Annotated in this window: 9 protein-coding genes; 5 read left to right on the top strand and 4 right to left on the bottom strand. The window is 61.7% G+C overall.

Translation table 11 applies throughout. The features are described from left to right. Window positions 1-68 precede the first annotated feature (68 nt). Both LPB73_RS29165 and LPB73_RS28320 read right to left on the bottom strand, forming a co-directional pair. Complete coding sequence (locus tag LPB73_RS29165) at window positions 69-6,101, bottom strand: autotransporter-associated beta strand repeat-containing protein (RefSeq protein ID WP_305801588.1); 6,033 nt, start codon at window positions 6,099-6,101, stop codon at window positions 69-71. A 389-nt stretch (window positions 6,102-6,490) separates the two neighbouring features. Further along, the gene (locus tag LPB73_RS28320; RefSeq protein ID WP_231078953.1) at window positions 6,491-7,324 is read right to left on the bottom strand and encodes a LytTR family transcriptional regulator DNA-binding domain-containing protein; all 834 of its coding nucleotides are present in this window, start codon (window positions 7,322-7,324) and stop codon (window positions 6,491-6,493) included. 309 nt (window positions 7,325-7,633) lie between these two features. On the opposite strand from LPB73_RS28320, the gene LPB73_RS28315 reads away from it, so the two are divergent. After that, a complete protein-coding gene (locus LPB73_RS28315; protein WP_414716834.1) occupies window positions 7,634-8,467 on the top strand; it encodes an MBL fold metallo-hydrolase in 834 nt (277 codons plus the stop codon). 37 nt (window positions 8,468-8,504) lie between these two features. On the opposite strand, the gene ubiG is transcribed toward LPB73_RS28315, so the two are convergent. Further along, complete coding sequence (ubiG, locus tag LPB73_RS28310; protein ID WP_175368066.1) at window positions 8,505-9,263, bottom strand: bifunctional 2-polyprenyl-6-hydroxyphenol methylase/3-demethylubiquinol 3-O-methyltransferase UbiG; 759 nt, start codon at window positions 9,261-9,263, stop codon at window positions 8,505-8,507. Window positions 9,264-9,278: 15 nt separating this feature from the next. After that, window positions 9,279-9,746, bottom strand: coding sequence for a PH domain-containing protein (locus LPB73_RS28305; protein WP_120287359.1), 468 nt, complete (start codon window positions 9,744-9,746; stop codon window positions 9,279-9,281). Between the two features lie 155 nt (window positions 9,747-9,901). On the opposite strand from LPB73_RS28305, the gene LPB73_RS28300 reads away from it, so the two are divergent. The 4 genes from LPB73_RS28300 to prmC all read left to right on the top strand — a co-directional run bounded on the left by LPB73_RS28300 (window position 9,902) and on the right by prmC (window position 15,717). Beyond that, entirely contained in the window at window positions 9,902-11,155 is a 1,254-nt protein-coding gene (locus tag LPB73_RS28300; protein ID WP_089267720.1) for an aspartate kinase, read from the top strand. Between the two features lie 266 nt (window positions 11,156-11,421). After that, complete coding sequence (ptsP, locus tag LPB73_RS28295) at window positions 11,422-13,689, top strand: phosphoenolpyruvate--protein phosphotransferase (protein ID WP_089267721.1); 2,268 nt, start codon at window positions 11,422-11,424, stop codon at window positions 13,687-13,689. Window positions 13,690-13,744: 55 nt separating this feature from the next. Beyond that, the gene (prfA, locus tag LPB73_RS28290; RefSeq protein ID WP_068729404.1) at window positions 13,745-14,830 is read left to right on the top strand and encodes a peptide chain release factor 1; all 1,086 of its coding nucleotides are present in this window, start codon (window positions 13,745-13,747) and stop codon (window positions 14,828-14,830) included. 11 nt (window positions 14,831-14,841) lie between these two features. Next, window positions 14,842-15,717 (top strand): peptide chain release factor N(5)-glutamine methyltransferase, encoded by an 876-nt coding sequence (gene prmC / locus LPB73_RS28285; RefSeq protein WP_231081275.1) that lies wholly within the window; start codon window positions 14,842-14,844, stop codon window positions 15,715-15,717. The last annotated feature ends 264 nt before the right edge of the window (window positions 15,718-15,981 follow it).

Genomic DNA, 15,981 nt, shown 5'->3' with positions numbered 1-15,981 from the left:
GTCACGCCGCAGGGTCAAGCGGCCTGCGCCCATGCCTGCGATGCGATCGCGACCGCCTCGGACGTGGCTTACCAGACGAAGCGCACGACGCCCTTGCCAGCATGGCTGCGGATGAGGTTGGAGAACTCGCCCTCATACGTCGCTGCGACCGACAGCCCGCTGCCGAGCATGACCTCCGCACTCGCGCTGGTCAGTGCCGCATCGGGCGCCATCGCCGCGCCGTTGACGACGAAGCTCGCGCCAGGCAGCGACTGGAACGAGGCCTGCACGACGCGATCGCGATTGAAGTCATGCGCCCATGCGGCGCGCCCACGCAGCGTGAGCAATGCAGCGTCGAGAGCGAAGGATTTATCGGTGCGGAGGCCAAGTTCGCTACGCGTCGCAGTGACGTTACGTCCGGTGTAACTGAGCGCAAAATCATTGCCGCCGGAGACAAGCGCCTCTGCATAGGCCGGCAGGTCGATATTCGTGACCTGCCCCGCGGCATAGGGCGTCAAACCCACGCCGCCAAGCCACGGCAGCACGCTCCGATGGCCAGCTTCGGCGCGCGCCGAGAAAGCGTGCGCGGTGAAGTTCGCGCGCAGCCGGTCGGCATCGACGATGGTCACCAGCCGTTCCGTAGTGACGTTCTGCCATCCGTAGGCGAGCGCAGCTGTGATATAAGCGGGGCCTTGGTGATGGCGGATGAAACCACCTATCTGGAACAGGTCCGAATGTCCTGAACCGAGATTATCCGACAAGCCGAAGCTGGTGCCGCCGCCAGCCACGGCGAAGCCGGCAAGCGTCTGTGGCGACAGCCAGGTATCGGCACCGACGGCAATGCCGCCGATCCGGCTACTGCTATTGTGCGAACCAACGACCGTATTGCCGTCGGTCGCCTGACCACCACCGAAGCCCGCAGCCCAGACGTTCCAGCGCGCTTCGAAGCTCACCGCCACAGGTGGCGCTTTGGTGATCGCACCGTAGGCGTCGCGCCAGGGCGTCGGTGAACGATCGGCCGCAGCGAAGGCATTCGAAGCTGTGTTCACGGTTGCGAGGCCGCGATTGGCAGCGAAGGGATCGGTCAGCACGCCCATGAACTGCGTCATGGCCTGCACGGTGTTCTGTTGCACGCCGGTCGAGAGTTCGCCCGACGATTGCGTCAGATCTTCCGGCGCCATCGCGCCGAGCGCATAGGGGATGCCCCCATGGCTGCCGAAATAGGCATTCAGCGACGAAGCGATATTGTTCTGATTGATGTTGAGACCGGTCAGCTTCAGATCAACATTGAGATAGACGTTTTGAGCATCGTAGCTCAGCGTCGTGATGAACGAGGGTGGCTCGTCACTGACGATATTTGGGCTGAACCTGCCTGCGATGCCGCCGCCTGGGGCATTCAAAATGGTGTAGCGTTCACGTACATAGGCCGCCGGATCGAAGCTGACGCGAACGCCTGCATTGTTGAGCGACGCGGTGCCTGTGACGTTGGTCCGGTCCGCCGCCGAGCCAGATACCTCGACCATGTAGCTCGAAGCAGCGGCAAACGTCAGATTGCCTTGTACGGACATCAGCCCGACCGAATTTCCGGGCGACAGCATGCCGCCATCCTGGATCTGTGTGGTGCTGACGATGCCGTTGCCGCCGAGCGTCGCGCCGCGTTCGACGCTCACCAGCGACGACGCGGCGATCGAGCCGTTGACGCTGAGCGTTCCTGCCTTGACGTCGGTGGCGCCCGTATAGCTATTGAGTCCGTCGAGGCGCGTGATACCCAAACCGCTCTGCGTGAATGAACCACTGCCCGAGATGGCACCCGCCAATGTCAGCAGCCCGTCGCGCTTCGCGACAAGTTCGCCATTGTTGATGACATTGCCGATGATCGATCCTGTGAAACCACCATCACCGATCTGCAGAATGCCCTGCGTGATCTCCGTGCCACCGCTGTAAGTATTGTCTGCCGTCAGGACCGTCGTGCCGGTGCCGACATGCCGGAACATGCCGATCCCCGTGATCGTGCCACCGAATGTGTAAACATCGGAACGGAAAATCTGGAACGTGCCATTATTGATGACATCGCCAATGATAGAGCCCGCTGTGCTGCCAGTGCCGAGCTGCAGCGTACCGGCAGAGATCAACGTGCCGCCGCTGTAGGTGTTGTCATTGCTAAACGCCGTAAGGCCTGCGCCGACCTGGATGAAAGCGCCAGGACCGGAGATGACGTCATTATAGGAGAAATTATCGGATCGGTTGAATGCCAGAATACCATTATTCGTGACGTTACCGGCCAGTGTGCCGGTGGTGCCGCCATTGCCGATCTGCAGCGTACCGGCATTGATCGTCGTGCCGCCGCTAAAAGAGTTGACGTCTGCCAGGACCAACGTGCCCCAGCCATCCTTGGTCAATGCGCCGGCGCCCGAGACACTTCCTGTGGTCGTGAATGTCGTTCCGAACAGCGTCTCGATTATGCCGTTGCCGGAAAGCACGATACTTCGCGCGGACGTGATATCCGCGAGCGTCAGCAGCGTGCCGCCCGAGAGCGTCAGCGTGCCCGTGCCGAGATTGGCGTCCGCGAGAACAGCAACAGCGCCGCCGGAAACTGTCGTGCCGCCCGTATATGTATTCGTGCCGGATAGCAGCAACGTGCCGTTGCCGGATTTCACGAGGCTGCCGCCCACGCCCGTGATTGTACTTGCGATGACCGTATCGCTCGCCTGATCGAGCGTCAGTTGCGCACTGGCGAGCGCAATCTCGCCACCGAAGCCGATCAGCGAATGCGTCGTGGTGTTGTAACCGTTGAGATCGAGCTTGCCGCTATAGACGATCACGTCACTGCCGTTGGGCAGTGCACCGGAAGCGCCAAGCTGCAGCGTGCCAGCTTCGAGTAGCATGCCGCCAGTCCAGCTGTTGGTATTGGCCAACAACAGAGTGCCGTCGCCGGCCTTGATCAAGCTGCCGGTGCCGGACACCGTACCGGTGAGCACCAGCGCCGTTGCGGCGTCGGCATCGATCTCGCCGATCCCGAGCAGCGAGACGTTCCGTGCTGAGGCAATGTTTGCAGTCGTATGCAAGATGCCGTTGTCGAAGGTGAGACCGCCGGTTGCAGCGCCGAGATTCGCATTCGACGAAATCTGCAGCGTGCCTCCGCTGATGATCGTGCCGCCAGTATAGGTGCTGGTGCCGGCGAGCACGAGCGTGCCGCCACCCGTCTTGTTCACACCACCGGCGCCTACAATCGGAGCCGAAATCGTCGCCGTCTCGCCCGACAGAACACGCAGTTCACCAATGCCGTCCGAACCGGACAACGCGGTTGGCCGCAGTTCGCCAGTGCCTTGAACAAGGTTGTAGAGGCCACCAACAAATTGCAGCCCATAGAATTTCTGCGATCCATCTATCGTGACCGTGCCGCCCGGGCCGTTGAAGACGCCATAAATGGATCCCCACTGGGTATTGGCAACACCGCCCAAATCAAACCAGTTGTTATTAAGCGCATTCCAGGTTCCGCTGCCACCAGCAGTACCGCTCGACGCATCATCCCAACGTTGGAGGATGTCGGTGCCATTGGGCGAAGCAATGAGATCGACCACATGGAGCCGCGAGCTGTCGATCGAATAGGTGACGGGAAACAGTCCCGAGATCGGGGGCGTCGTGCCAATGGTCAATCCGGAGATTGACGAGCCGCCGGTGTAGTTGATCATACGATAGTAACCGACCGCAGGCTCGCCCGTACCACTGATATTGAACGTCACGTCGTGGAGCGAAACATCGCCATTTGCAAAGACGCTCGCTGACGTTGTCGAGGCTGCTCCACTCGAAAAATGGCCGAGATTGAAATCAAAGGCGCTGCCGGTGAGCATCGACAGGTTGCCGTTCACCGTCAGACGACCCGTGCCATCAGGCGCGAGAGTGCCACCATTGAGCACCGTGGTGGCTCCGACGTAGCCATTGCCGGTGAGGCGTCCGCCCGCATCGACATTAACCGTGCCGCCGAGTTGTCCGGTCACGCCAAGCGTTGCGCTCAGGATTTCCGTGGTGCCCGTGAAAGCAGCACTGCGGCCGGACAGGATCGTGGTGCCTGACAGCACATTGATCGCGCCATTGCCGCTGATGAGATTATTGAAGAGATAGTCGCCGCTCGTATGGTTGAAATTGAGCGTGCCGCTTTGTGCGAGTTCAACCGGGCCTGTCACAACACCAGGCGCCAGAGCCGCTGCCCCGGGCTCGGATCCGATACTCAACGCACCACTGACACCAGAGGCGCCTACCTGAATCGTGCGCGCTTTCGCGACGCCCCCATTGCTCACCGTCAGCGCGCCGACGGACGCTGCGCCGATCCTCAGGGTCTGGGCATCGAGCACCGACCCGGTGCCATCGATCCTCACTGTGCCATGCGTGACATAGGACGCATCGTTGCCAATTGAAACGGTAGCTGCAGTTACATGCATGCCATCGGCAATCAGGAGCGAGCCGTTGCCGCGATATCCGACGAACAGATTGGTATTCAGCCAGGATGCGCCTGGGCCAGAGACGGTGACATTGGCATCGGTACCGCTGTCATAGCCAACATAACCATTGGCCGTCGTCAGTCTGGCGCCGCCGGCAAAGGCCAGGCTGCCCGCATTGGCGCGCAAATCGCCGGTGAAGGATGCCGATATCCCCGAAAGCGTCCAGACGGCGTCGCCATTTTTTTCCAGCACCGAGAAGCCCCGATACTTCGTGCCCAATCCGGAGAGATCAAAAGTCGCGTCCTGATTGCCACCCAACGCAAAGATATTGGGATTGCTCGCATCCGGGCCGACGACGACATCGCCTGTAATGTTCGAGCCGGACCATAACTCCAGCCTGTTGCCGCCGCCGGTGAACAGAATCGCCGCAGCGCGCGATCCGTCGACGTTTCGCCCGCCCTCGATCGTTCCGGCCGCAACGACCGTTACGCCAGCACTCTGCCCAAGGATGGCGGCTCCCGCCGCTCCATTCGCGCCGGCGTGACCACTGCTTCCATTGCCGAGCTCCCAGCCGCCGCCGCCCGGGCCGGCTGTCCCGCCCGCTCCGGCATCGCCGCCCTGCACCAGTCCACCATTGTCAACGCGCACAGTGCCGGGGCTCGCCAGCACGACGCCGGTGCCGCCAGCACCGCCGGCGCCGCCATTGCCACCATTGCCGCCGGAAACGCCTTGGCCGCCCGATCCACCCGCCCCGCCGGCGCCGCCGGTCCCGCCGAACACCGAGGCGCCACTTCCAATGACGATCATGCGCGCCTTCTCGACGACAATACCGGCACCGCCATTGCCACCATTGCCCCCACTGCCGCCATCGCCGCCGACGCCGCCGTCGGTCGCGGTGGTGATGCAGGGCGGCTGTCCGCCCGGGCAATAGTTACCGATACTATCCGGCGCGCCCGTGCCTCCATTGCCGCCGGCGCCACCCCAACCGCCCGAACCGCCTTTGATAGCGGGCGCGAGCGTTTCCAGGGTTTGTCCGGATGCGTAGAGTCCTATTCCACCGCCGCCTCCTCCTCCTCCTCCGCCACCGCCTCCGCCGTAGCCGGGGGCCATGAAGGTTCCGTAGTACGCCACAACACCATCGCCACCATCGGCGGCGGCGGCGCCACTGCCACCTGCACCGCCCGCAATGAACTGGTTGCCCGGAACGAACGACCCGCTGAATATCGCGCCGGTGCCGCCACCGCCGCCACCACCGCCGCTGCCACCGTCATGGCCCATTCCGTGAAACCAGTTGCTGCCATCTCCACCTTTGAGCCGCTGGGGACGCTTCCCGGGCGATCCCGCGCCTCCCTGGATTTGGCCGCCCGGGAGTTGCGAGCCGTTGAAGCCCAGGTTTCCACCCTGGCCGCCGTCTCCCCCTCCACTGGCATGTGCACCACTGCCACCCTTGCCGCCATTGCCGATATAAGCGTTCTTCAGCGACTCGTTCTTGGCATTCCTGCCGCCACCGCCGCCGCCTCCGCCTCCATTGGCGGGGTCGATCACACCGCCTATTCCGCCCGCTTTCGGATTGCTGGATGCATGCGCTCCACCATTTCCGCCGACGCCCGAAGCCTGCGCATGAACCGGTTGCGACGAGGCAATCGCCGCAACCACCAGCGCCAGACCGGCAAGCGACAGCATTATGGCTGTCGACGACATCAATGTGTTAGCACGGCGCGCGCCGGTGCCGCTGCTCGTACTTGAGCCGCTGCGGCACGCTGCGCTGACGACTGAAAATACCGGGAGCTTCACGATCCAACTCCAGCTCGCAGATCCACGCGAGCGAAGTTCCATGAGACACGCGATCGCATGACGAGTCGCAATCAAAGATCGACGAATCGACCTATAGGTTCGACGAACGCCCTGCAGTTTTTTCGCGTGTTGAAATGCAGCAACACACAACGCGGAAAATACTCAACACACTGACGTCGCTAACGATTTGTTAAGTCGTGATCAGCAGGCGATTGATAGCAATCGGCACGTGGAATGTGAGTCGCTAACGTGCTCGCATTCATCTCGCTTGGTGTCATTCAAACGCCAAGGTGCGCACGTAGCTCAGCTCGGCCGGCGCGCGACACCGGCCAATGGTCTTCATAATCATGCAAGCGCAATTGCCATGCCCCGCTCGACCGGCGCACGACCTCGCGCACGAACTGATGATTGACGACGGCCGTGCGATGAATACGAACGAACCAGCCCGGCGGGATCAGGCCCAGCCACTGTGTCAGCGGCCTTGGATCGAGCACCATCGCGCCATCTACCAGCCACACCTCGGTATAGTCTTTGGACGAGCGCAGGCCGACGATTTCGGTTAATGGCGTGCCGAGAATGCCATGCGCACGACGTAGGTAGATCAGTGCGGGATACGCAGCCTGCGAATCTTCCACACCAGAGGTGATCGGCGACCGGCCATAGCGCGCCGCCGCGATGAGATCGGCGCAACGAAACAGATCAGCGATTTCATCCGACCACCGGCGCGGCGCCTCGACGGCATCGAAACCGATGCAGGCGACGAGCCTACCGTTATGAAACACCGGCACGCTGAGTACGCTTTTGTTGTTCTGCCTGATAAACTCAGCGCGCAACGCACCGGCGCTGCGCGGCAGTGCCTCGATGTCATTGACCATCACAGCCTGCCCCAGGATTAGCCGTTGATGCAGCCAGCCGATTATTGTGACCGGCACATGCTGCAGATCCTGCACAAAGGATCCGACTCCGCCGCGACTCCACTCATGGGTGTTACGAAAACGCAGATGGTCGGCATCGTATTCGAACATCCATGCGCGATCTGCTTCGGCCTCCACGCCTATGACTTGGAGTATCTCGGCAATCGCCGCATCAAGTGGCCGCGTCAGCAGCAGCATCGCAGTGTCAAACACCCAGCCCGATTGCGACGCCGCAACACGATCATCGCGGCTGACGAACTCCCAGGACTGCGCTGAATTGGATGACAACTGCAATGCTCACGGTAGTGATCACAAGATCTACCCAACCATATTACCTTAGACAACGTGTCAATCCCTGCAGCGTGGCGACTATTCCATCGCGGCACCCGGGCATCCACATCGTGCGATGCGCCGCGATCTTGGGCAGTCTCCGGCGCCACAACCAGCATTGCAGCGTCCGCTTTTGGCGATACATTGAAGCAAAGCGCATTCGGAGACTGCCGGATCATGCTGCGATTTCTGCCTGTTGTCCTCGGCACCCTGACTTGTTGGACAATGAGTTGGGTTGTTACCCCAGCACTCGCGCAAAATGCCCCGCGCGGCAGTGAGTGTCTGGCAATGGCCACACGGCCACCACTCGCAATTCCAGTCAGTTTGCGTCGGACTGCTGCGAAGGCCGATGAAGTCTCCATCACCTATGCCGGGCACTCCACCTATTACATCGACACACCCGGCGGCGTGACCATCGCCACCGACTATAACGGCATCTACAAGCTCGATCGCATCCCGGATGTGGTGACGATGAACCGGGCCCACAGCACCCATTACACGCTGTATCCCGACCCGCGCATCAAGACGGTATTGCATGGGTGGGGCGAGAGTGGACAGCCGGCGCAGATCCATGAGCGCATCGGCGACGTGCTGATCCGCAACGTCACGACGGACATCCGCCGCTACTATGGCGATGACGCCGGCGGCGAGATGGTGAAGGACGGCAATTCGATCTTCATCTTCGAGGTTGCCGGCCTGTGCATCGGCCATCTCGGCCATCTGCATCACAAGCTCGACGAGAGCCACTTCGCCGCGATCGGCCGGCTCGACATCGTGATGGTGCCGATCGATGGCAGCTACACAATGTCCCTCGACGGCGTATCCGAGATCACCAAGCGGTTGCGCGCCTCGGTGGTGCTGCCCATGCATCGCTTCATGACACCGCTCAGCGACTTCATGACAAAGATCGGAAAAGATTTCGAAATCGACCAGCGCAGCGCCCAAACGCTGACAATATCACTCAATGCGCTGCCCAAAGCACCGACGGTGATTATTCTCAACGGGGTTTGACGACCTGTCGAAGCGGGGGTCAGGCAGAACAGAAACGCTAGACCTCTTCCGCGACCACCATATAGTTCACGTCCATATCGGACGACAGCGTCCAGCGGTCACCGAGTGGGTTGTAGACTACGCCTGACTGTTCGGTGATTTCCAGCTTGTTGCGCGACAGGTGATGCGCGAGTTCGTCCGGGGTGACGAACTTGTCCCACTGATGGGTGCCACGGGGCAGCCAGCGCAGCACGTATTCGGCGGCGACGATGCCGAGCGCAAAGCTCTTCCAGTTTCGATTTAGCGTCGAGACCACCATCAGGCCACCGGGCTTCAGCATCGACGCGCAGCGATCGAGGAAAGCACCAACATCGACTACATGCTCGATCACTTCCATCGCCAGCACGATGTCGAAGCGCTCACGCACGTCCATCTCCTCGACGGTGGTGCAACGATAATCGATCGACAGATGCCCTTTGTCGGCGTGCAACTTGGCCGCGGCGATATTGGTGGCGGAGGGATCGATGCCGATCACCTGTGCGCCGAGCCGCGTGAACGGCTCACACAGCAAACCAGCCCCGCAACCGATATCGAGCATGCGCAATCCGCTCAGGCAATTCAGGCTGCGAACATTGCGATCGAACTTGCGGCAGGCGGCATCGCGAATATAGGTCAGGCGCAGCGGGTTGATCTTGTGCAGCGGCGCCATCTTGCCGCGCGGATCCCACCACTCCTCTGACAGCTTCGAGAATTTCGCGACTTCGCTGGCATCGACGGAGGATGCGGAAGCATCGGAATAGCTGGATTGCATGGCCATTGTGGAGCCGTTGTCCTATCGCGCTGTGATGTGGCTGCGAAATGCGAGTGGCGACGCGATCATCTTGATGACTTCTTCATCATCACCCATGTTCTCGATGGCGATGTCACCATAATTCAAGATGCGTCCCAGAATGCTCTGATTGACGCTGACGCTCGCGACCTTGTCGATACTGATCTCGAAAGTCTTGCGCGTGATGAAGCCTTCCTTGTGCACGACCCGCAGCGTGGTGACATCCGTCTCGGTCGTCCAGCGCTGGAACCAGCCCTTCATCGACCAGTACAGCGCCGCGAAGGCCACTACGGCCGAAGATGCCAGGCAGAGCAGAACAAGGGTTTCGTTGATCGCGTAACGCGTCAGGACCAGCAAAGCCGCGGAGACAATCCAGGCCGCGATGGCCGGGACATAGACCACCCAGTGCAAGTTGCTGGAATACAGCACCTTCTCGCCCGGCTGCAGGATATCGTCGATATAGCGCCCCATAAACCGTCCAAAATGCCCTGTCTCGGTGCGTTCTAAGGGACCAGGAGCCCGGGTTGCTTGCCCCCACCCTGGCCGCTATGTATACGCGCGTTTTCGCCCGCGTGCGTAGTGCGCGGTATCTTTACCCACTGTCGTCAGGGAATGCACCACTCGTCATGGGCCGGCTCGTAATGAAATTCGGCGGTACGTCCGTCGCCAACATCGACCGCATCCGCAACGTCGCGCAGCACGTCAAACGCGAGGTCGATGCCGGTCATGAGGTCGCGGTCGTGGTGTCGGCGATGTCGGGCAAAACCAACGAACTGGTGGCCTGGTGCACCGAAGTGTCGCCGATGCATGACGCCCGGGAATACGACGCCATCGTCGCGTCCGGTGAGCTCGTGACCGCCGGCCTGCTGGCGATCGCGCTGCAAACCATCGGCATCCAGGCGCGCTCCTGGCAGGGCTGGCAAATCCCGATCAAGACGTCGGACGCCCATGCCTCGGCCCGAATCGACGAGATCGATGGCGACAAGCTCATCAAGCGCTTCAAGGAGCGCAAGGAAGTGGCCGTCATCGCCGGATTCCAGGGCATCCATGCCGAGACCGGCCGCGTCACCACACTCGGCCGCGGCGGGTCCGATACCTCGGCAGTGGCAATTGCTGCCGCCGTCAAGGCTGACCGCTGCGACATCTATACCGACGTGGACGGCGTCTACACCACCGATCCGCGCGTCGTGCCGAAGGCACAACGCATGAACAAGGTGGCGTTTGAGGAAATGCTGGAACTGGCGTCGCAGGGCGCCAAGGTCCTGCAGGTCCGCTCCGTGGAACTCGGCATGACCCACAATATGCCGATTTTCGTGCGCTCAAGTTTCGACAAACCCGAAGACATCGACCCGCACGGCACCCCGCCGGGCACGCTGATCTGCAGCGAGGAGGAAATCATGGAAAGCCACGTCGTTACCGGAATCGCCTTTTCCAAGGACGAGGCCCAGATTTCCGTCCGCCAGATCGAGGACAAGCCGGGCGTCGCCGCCTCGATCTTCGTGCCGCTGGCCGAAGCCAACATCAATGTGGACATGATCGTCCAGAACGTCTCCGAAGACGGTAAGACCACGGACCTGACCTTCACCGTCCCGGCCACCGACTATGCCCGTGCCAAAGAGACCATCACGGCGGCCAAGGCCAAAATCGGCTATGCCCGCATCGACAGCGCGACCGATGTCGCCAAGGTCTCGGTGATTGGATCGGGCATGCGCAGCCATGCCGGCGTCGCCGCGCAAGCCTTTGCCGCCCTTTCCGAGCGCCAGATCAATATCCGGGCAATCACCACGTCCGAGATCAAGTTCTCCGTCCTGATCGATACAGCCTATACGGAACTGGCGGTTCGCACCCTGCACACGCTGTATGGTCTCGACAAAGCGTAGAAAATTTTTCCTGAAACATCCGTTATTTTGATGTGAACGGTGTGTTTCTTGTCTGGCAGGTGTTTTGCTTGGCAAAACAAGCCTCAATTCGCTATACGGCCTGCATGGGCAGCCGTTGCGGCTGAGGGCGCCGTTTCGGACAATCTGATACGGTTCTGTCGCTGCGCCTCTTGTTGCGCGGCGGTGCAAATTCTATTGTTTTCTGAGGCTTAGCGTCGGCGCACGGCTTTTGTCAGGTGTCGGCCTCGTGGGGAGGGTGTCGGCACATGCGGAGCGCGTCGGGTGGCCCCCGAGTCTTGCTGAGACGGCTCCGCGAAGTGATGGCGGAGCAGGTCAGCGCTCAGGAACGCCTCGACAAGATCGTGGTGCTGATCGCCGCCAATATGGTGGCGGAAGTCTGCTCGACATACGTGCTGCGCGTCGACAATACACTCGAGCTCTACGCCACCGAAGGCCTCAACCGCGACGCCGTCCACCAGACCGTGCTGAGCTCCCATGAAGGCCTGGTCGGTCTGGTCGCCTCCGAAGCCACGCCGCTTAATCTCAACGACGCGCAGAGCCATCCGGCGTTCTCGTTCCGCCCGGAGACCGGCGAAGAGATCTATCACTCGTTCCTCGGCGTGCCGATCCTGCGCGCCGGCAATACGCTCGGCGTGCTGGTGGTGCAGAACCGCGCCAAGCGCACTTATGTCGAGGAAGAAGTCGAGGCACTACAGACAACGGCGATGGTGCTGGCCGAGATGATCGCCTCCGGCGAGCTATCGGCGCTGGCGCAGCCGGGCGCCGAGCCCGCTGCGCGGCATTCCCTGCACAAGACCGGTGCCATCCTCTCCGATGGCATCGCGCTCGGCCATGTGGTTCTGCATGAGCCGCGCGTCGTCATCACCAATTACATTGCCGAAGACCTGCCGAAAGAAATCAAACGGCTGGACACGGCGCTGACCAAGCTGCGGTCGGACCTCGACCGCATGCTGGAACGCGGTGACGTCGCCGACGGCGGCGAGCACCGCGATGTGCTTGAAGCCTATCGCATGTTCGCCAATGACCACGGCTGGTCGCACAAGCTGCACGAAGCGGTCGCCACTGGCCTCACTGCGGAAGCCGCCGTCGAACGCGTGCAGTCGGATACCCGTGCGCGCATGCTGCGTTCCACCGATCCCTATCTGCGCGACCGGTTGCACGATCTTGAAGATCTCGGCCATCGCCTGATGCGGCAGCTGGTCGGCCAAGATCACGCGCCCTCGCGCGAGCAGATGCCGGACAATGCGATCCTGATCGCACGCGCGATGGGCCCAGCCGCCCTCCTCGACTATGATCGCAAGAAGCTGCGTGGCCTGGTGCTGGAGGAAGGTACAGCTAATTCGCATGTCTCGATCGTGGCGCGCGCGCTCGGCATTCCAGCGATCGGCGAAGTCGCAAATGCGCCGGGCATTGCTGATCCAGGCGACGCCGTCATCGTCGATGGCACCTCGGGCTCGATCTATATTCGGCCCTCCGCCGAGATCGAATCCGCTTATGCCGAACGCGTGCGGTTCCGCGCGCGGAGACAGGCGCAGTATTCAGCGTTGCGCGACCTTCCCTGCGTAACCAAGGACGGCCAGAAGGTTGACCTGCTGATCAATGCCGGTCTGATCATCGACCTGCCGCATATCGACGATACCGGCTCGGCGGGCATCGGCCTGTTCCGCACCGAACTGCAATTCATGGTCGGGGAAAGCCTGCCCCGCTCCAGCGATCAGCTGGCGCTGTATCGTGCGGTGCTCGATGCTGCCGGCCCGAAACCGGTGACATTCCGCACCCTCGATATCGGCGGCGACAAGGCGCTCCCTTACATGGAGACCATCGTCGAGGAGAACCCGGCTCTGGGCTGGCGCGCGATCCGTCTTGGCCTCGATCGGCCTGGCCTGCTGCGCGGCCAGATCCGCGCATTGCTGCGCGCCGGCGGCGGGCGTGCGCTGCGCATCATGTTCCCGATGATTTCGGAAGTCGCCGAATTCGATCAGGCCAAGGCGATTATCGAGCGTGAACTGACCTATCTGCGCCAGCATGGCCATGCGCTGCCAGAGCGGATCGATGTTGGCACCATGATCGAGGTGCCTGCGCTGGTCTATCAGCTCGACGAACTCCTGAAAAAGGTCGACTTCGTCTCGGTCGGCTCCAACGACCTGTTCCAGTTCCTGTTCGCTGTCGACCGCGGCAATGCCAAGGTGTCGGAACGCTTCGATACGCTGTCGGCGCCGATCCTGCGCGTACTGCGTGAGATCGTGCAAAAGGGCGACGCCGCCAAACGTCACGTCTCGCTGTGCGGCGAGATGGCCTCGCAGCCGATCGGCGCGCTGGCGCTGATTGGCATGGGCTATCGCTCGCTGTCGCTGTCGGCCACCGCACACGGTCCCGTGAAGGCAATGATTCTCGACCTCGATGCCAAAAAAGCCGAGGCGCTGATGACACAACTGCTCGACGCTCCCTCGGGCAGCGTTTCGATTCGGCAGAAGCTCACCGAATTCGCTGAGGCCGAGGGACTGTCGTTGTAGCGAGGCTCTGCCCGTACGACGCGCTTCCCCTTTCCGCGATCTCCGAGATTCCACGATGTCCCTGCTGCCCGAAACCAAACTCGACGTACTCCTCGCACATCACGCCTCGCTCGAGGCACAACTGATGGGTCAGGTCAGCGCCGAGAATTATGTGAAGATGACGCGCGAGCTGTCCGAGCTCAATCCGCTGATCGACGCGGTGAAGACCTATCGCGGTGCGCTTGCAGAGATCAAAGATATCGATGCGATGATCGCCGATACTTCGACCGATGCGGAGATGCGCGAGATGGCGCAGGCCGAGCGCCCGGCGCTGGAAGAACGCATCGAGGCGCTGGCGCAGGAAATCCGCGTGGCGCTGCTGCCGAAGGATGCGATGGACGAGCGCAACGTGGTGCTGGAAATCCGTGCCGGCACCGGCGGCGACGAGGCTTCACTCTTCGCCGGCGACCTGTATCGGATGTATGAGCGCTTCGCGGCACTGGCCGGCTGGAAGGTCGAGGTGATTTCGGCGTCCGAAGGCACCATGGGCGGCTATAAGGAAATCATCGCCGAGGTGAAGGGCCGCGGTGCTTTCGCCAAGTTGAAATTCGAATCCGGTGTACACCGCGTGCAGCGCGTGCCCGATACAGAGACTCAGGGGCGCATTCACACGTCGGCGGCAACGGTCGCTGTCATGCCCGAAGTCGAAGAAGTGGATATCGACATCAAGCAGGACGACCTGCGCATCGACACGATGCGCGCCCAGGGCGCCGGCGGCCAGCACGTCAACAAGACCGAATCAGCGATCCGCATCACGCATATCCCGACCGGCATCGTGGTGATGATGCAGGACAGCCGCTCGCAACATAAGAACCGCGCTTCGGCGATGAACATCCTGCGCTCGCGCATCTATGACGCCGAGCAGCAGCGTATCGATTCCGCCCGCTCGGCCGAGCGCAAGGAGAAGGTCGGCTCCGGCGACCGCTCGGAGCGCATCCGCACCTATAACTTCCCGCAGGGCCGCGTCACCGACCACCGCATCAATCTCACGCTCTACAAGCTGCCGCAGGTGATTGCCGGCGAAGCACTGGGCGAACTGGTCGATGCGCTGACGACAGAGCATCAGGCTGCACAACTCGCTGCCCAGGGCGACGCGGCGTGAGCGCCGGCGACATGTTCGCCGGACAGAGCGTCGAGAACGCACGACGCTCATTGACCAATCTGCTCCGCACCCACAGCATCGATTCCGCGGAACTCGACGCGCGCTTGCTGACAGGCGACGCGCTCGGACTCGATCTGACCGGGTTGATCTCGGCTGCGAATCGCATCTTGACGTCCAATGAAGCGGCCCAACTTGCCCGCTTCGCACGACGCCGCATCGATGGCGAACCCGTGGCCCGTGTCCTAGGCATGAAAGAATTCTGGGGTCTGCCGCTGCAGCTATCGCCCGACACGCTGGTGCCCCGTCCCGATACCGAAACACTCGTCGAGGCGGCGCTCGAACTTCTCGATGCGACAGGTCCGCGTGACCGTCCGCTTGTGATCGCCGATCTCGGCACAGGCTCCGGCGCAATCCTGCTGGCGCTGCTTTCGGAGTTAACCAACGCCACCGGCATTGCGACCGATATCAATCTCGACGCCCTGCGAACGGCTCGCTCCAACGCTGCGCAACTCGGCTTGATCGAGCGCGCCCATTTCGCTGTCTGCGACTATGCCTCAGCCCTGGCCGGCGGCTTCGACCTGATCGTCTCCAATCCGCCCTATATTCCCTCGGCCGACATTGCCGACCTCGACATCGAGGTGCGCGACCACGACCCGCTCCGCGCCTTGGATGGTGGAAAAGACGGACTAAATGCCTATCGAACCCTCACCCCCGAAGCCGCCCGGTTGCTGGTGCCCGGCGGCCTCCTGGTGGTCGAGGTGGGCCACGACCAAAGCGACGATGTCGCCGGTCTGATGACGGTGTCCGGGTTAACCCTGCCGGGGCCGGCCAAAGCCGATCTAGGCGGCATTCGCAGGGCGGTATCGGGACAAAAAAAGCCCCGATAAAGCCTTCTTGCGACAGAAAAAACCACTTGGAATATCCCCGGGGAGCGACTACCTTCCTGTCACAACATCGGTTCAGGGTTGGCTCGCCCCGTAGATTTGCGGCAGGAAGCCAGAATTCTCGCTAGAGAGCCCGTCCGGGTGAAAGGTTCCAACAGGCAGGTTTGGTTGAGCGCGATGGCTGAGAGAGCTGCGCTGCTCGCGACCGCAAAGCGAACGAAAGCCTGATATTGCGCTTTAAACTTCACGCACAGAAGCCTGACCTTG

The sequence above is a fragment of the Tardiphaga sp. 37S4 genome, from assembly GCF_021044645.1.
Taxonomy (GTDB): Bacteria; Pseudomonadota; Alphaproteobacteria; order Rhizobiales; family Xanthobacteraceae; genus Tardiphaga; species Tardiphaga robiniae.
This window is presented reverse-complemented; position numbering and strand designations above follow the sequence as displayed.